The following is a 2,355-nucleotide window of genomic DNA, read 5'->3' as shown; positions in this document are numbered from 1 at the left end:
CCGGACCACCGTGGCTGATCCGTTCGGCGAGATCGCTCCACAGCCGCGCCATCATGAGATTGATGTCAGAAGTGACTGAAAACGGGGATTGAGAGCGCGCCAATGGAGAGAGCGACATACGCTCCCCAATGACAAAATGTCCCCGCGAGAACAGTCGGGCAGAAATTGATCCCTGCTGTCCCTGCCCCATGGGTCTTGTAACGGAAACACGCAGGTGCGGTGATGGGTCAGCAATCAGACTGAACGCATGCAGTTCAGCCGCATCAGACGGACACGCCACGCCCTGCAACACTGCAGCGCGCAGTACGGAATGAGGATATCCGCCATACATGCCGTCCACATGCAGGCGAATACCCTGCTGGACTGTCATGCATATGCCTTCTGTCCCATTATCTGCCCAGGCGGTCGACACCATCAGGAAGAAAATACAGGCTATATACAGACTGCCCTGCCATACCCTTCGCATAATAAGCGTCTGTTCCCCGTTATACGTAAAATTTCCGCCATCAAGACGATGACTTTCTACCGATAACAAAGAAACCTGACGCGAACCTGAACATCTCATCTACAAAATAAAATTTATATTATGAAAATGATTATCGTTCCGAAGTGTAAGGATATATTACGTGGATATTTCTTGAACAACCTTGTTCTTTAACATCCCAGCCAACTGGATCCGTTTGCTGACAGGCTGAGGGGATGGCTAGGTGTTTAGTCCCGGGTTTGATGGTGTGGTATTTTCACGCGAGTGGAAGGAAGCATTATCGACAGTCTTCCAGCGCCCCAAAAGTGGCTGGTAATCAAATTTTCGATCCGAAACCAGACATTCTGCTTCTCCCCCTGAACTGCCTGTCCGCTCAAGGAACGTGAAGCGGACCGTCGGCAGTCGCCTCTTCTACGACGTAGCTGGCCCGCTTTGCGTTGCCGGAAAGCGGACATGGGCGCATGATCCTCACCCTATGCGGCGGCTGCCTTCGTGCCAGTCGCGTCGGTTCGATATTCTCTCCATGCCTGCCGCAGGATCTGCACCGCTGATGACAGGAAGATGCCAGCCATGATCGCGGCCACCGCAAGGTCGGGCCATGCGCTGGTGGTGCTCCAGACGCCGAGCGCCGCGCACATGACGATCAGGTTGCCGATCGCATCGTTGCGAGAGCAGAGCCACACCGAGCGCACGTTGGCGTCGCCATCCTTGTAGGGCAGGAGCAGGAACACCGAGGCAAGGTTTGCGGCCAGCGCCAGGACGCCGATCGCACCCATGATCTCGGCCTGCGGAACGCCGAGGATTAACGTGTGGTAGACGGTGGATCCGAACACCCACAGCGCCATCAGCGACAGCGAGACGCCCTTGGCGAGTGCCGCCGTGGCTCGCGTGCGCAGGCTCGCGCCGATCACCGCCAGGCTCAAACCGTAGGTGACGGTATCGGCCAGGAAGTCGAGTGCATCGGCCTTGAGGGCTTGCGAGCCAGCGAGCTGTCCCGCCGCCATTTCGGTCACGAACATAGCGCCATTGATCGCGATCACCGTCCACAGGACGCGCTTGTAGCGCGGGTCTACACCGTCGAAGACCGGGACACCCTTCGGGCAGCAGCTATCCTCGACGGTGCCGCATATCGTCACCTCGACGGTTGGTGTGACTGTTTTCATGGGCACGACCAGAAGTGGCGGGGCGCAACAGGCGTTCTCGGACTTGCAGCAGTTCTCGGACATGGGTGACTCCTTCTCGGGATCACCCTACAATCTCTAGCCACTAGAGCTTCAAGGGAAAAATACCATGAGCATCTCGATTGGCGAGTTGGCGCGGCTCACTGGGGTCAAGGTGCCGACGATCCGCTACTACGAAGGCGTCGGGCTTCTTCCGACACCGGCACGAACGGAAGGGCGGCAAAGGCGCTTCGGTGCGGACGAGGTCGCCCGTCTCAACTTCATTCGTCATTCCCGCGAGTTGGGCTTCGAGGTCGCCGACATTCGTGAGTTGTTGACGCTTAGCGAGCAGCCGGAGCGTTCCTGCGGCGAGGTGGACGCTATCGCCCGCCGCCACGTCGAGAATATTGACCGACGGATTGGGAGGCTGGTGGCGCTGCGCGCCGAGCTGCAACGCTCGCTAGATCGGTGTGCGCGCGGTACGGTCGAGGAATGCCGGGTGATCGAAGTGCTGGGCTACGGGGACGACAGGGTTTAGCGAAAGGCAGCTCAGAGTACCCCTTTCACACCGAATCAGGATGTCCGCTTCCACAGGTCATTCGCTTGAAGCGGACCGACTGCAATCCTGAAGGGTTTCGGGCGCCGCGAGGCGTACGAAAGTCTGGGAAGACCGAACCCGCGACACCGGGACTCAGTTATGGGGAATTTGCA

3 protein-coding genes are annotated in these 2,355 nt (G+C 58.3%); 1 reads left to right on the top strand and 2 read right to left on the bottom strand.

Features of this window, described 5'->3' with window-relative positions; all coding sequences use genetic code 11:
- Both DY926_RS15800 and DY926_RS15795 read right to left on the bottom strand, forming a co-directional pair.
- Positions 1–466 (bottom strand): hypothetical protein (locus tag DY926_RS15800; RefSeq protein ID WP_408886081.1); only part of this gene is annotated, 466 nt, incomplete at its 3' end.
- 491 nt (positions 467–957) lie between these two features.
- Complete coding sequence (locus tag DY926_RS15795; RefSeq protein ID WP_116704227.1) at positions 958–1,710, bottom strand: cation transporter; 753 nt, start codon at positions 1,708–1,710, stop codon at positions 958–960.
- Between the two features lie 64 nt (positions 1,711–1,774).
- On the opposite strand from DY926_RS15795, the gene DY926_RS15790 reads away from it, so the two are divergent.
- A complete protein-coding gene (locus DY926_RS15790; protein WP_116704226.1) occupies positions 1,775–2,182 on the top strand; it encodes a MerR family transcriptional regulator in 408 nt (135 codons plus the stop codon).
- Positions 2,183–2,355: the final 173 nt, after the last annotated feature.

The organism is Komagataeibacter melaceti (assembly GCF_003403295.1).
Lineage (GTDB): Bacteria > Pseudomonadota > Alphaproteobacteria > Acetobacterales > Acetobacteraceae > Komagataeibacter > Komagataeibacter melaceti.
The sequence above is the reverse complement of the archived record's forward strand: the minus strand, read 5'-3'. Positions and strand labels throughout refer to the sequence as shown.

Excerpts from the sequence above, each read along its gene's own strand:
- DY926_RS15795 (WP_116704227.1), bottom strand. The coding sequence starts at position 1,710 with ATGTCCGAGAACTGCTGCAAGTCCGAGAACGCCTGTTGCGCCCCGCCA.
- DY926_RS15790 (WP_116704226.1), top strand. The coding sequence starts at position 1,775 with ATGAGCATCTCGATTGGCGAGTTGGCGCGGCTCACTGGGGTCAAGGTG.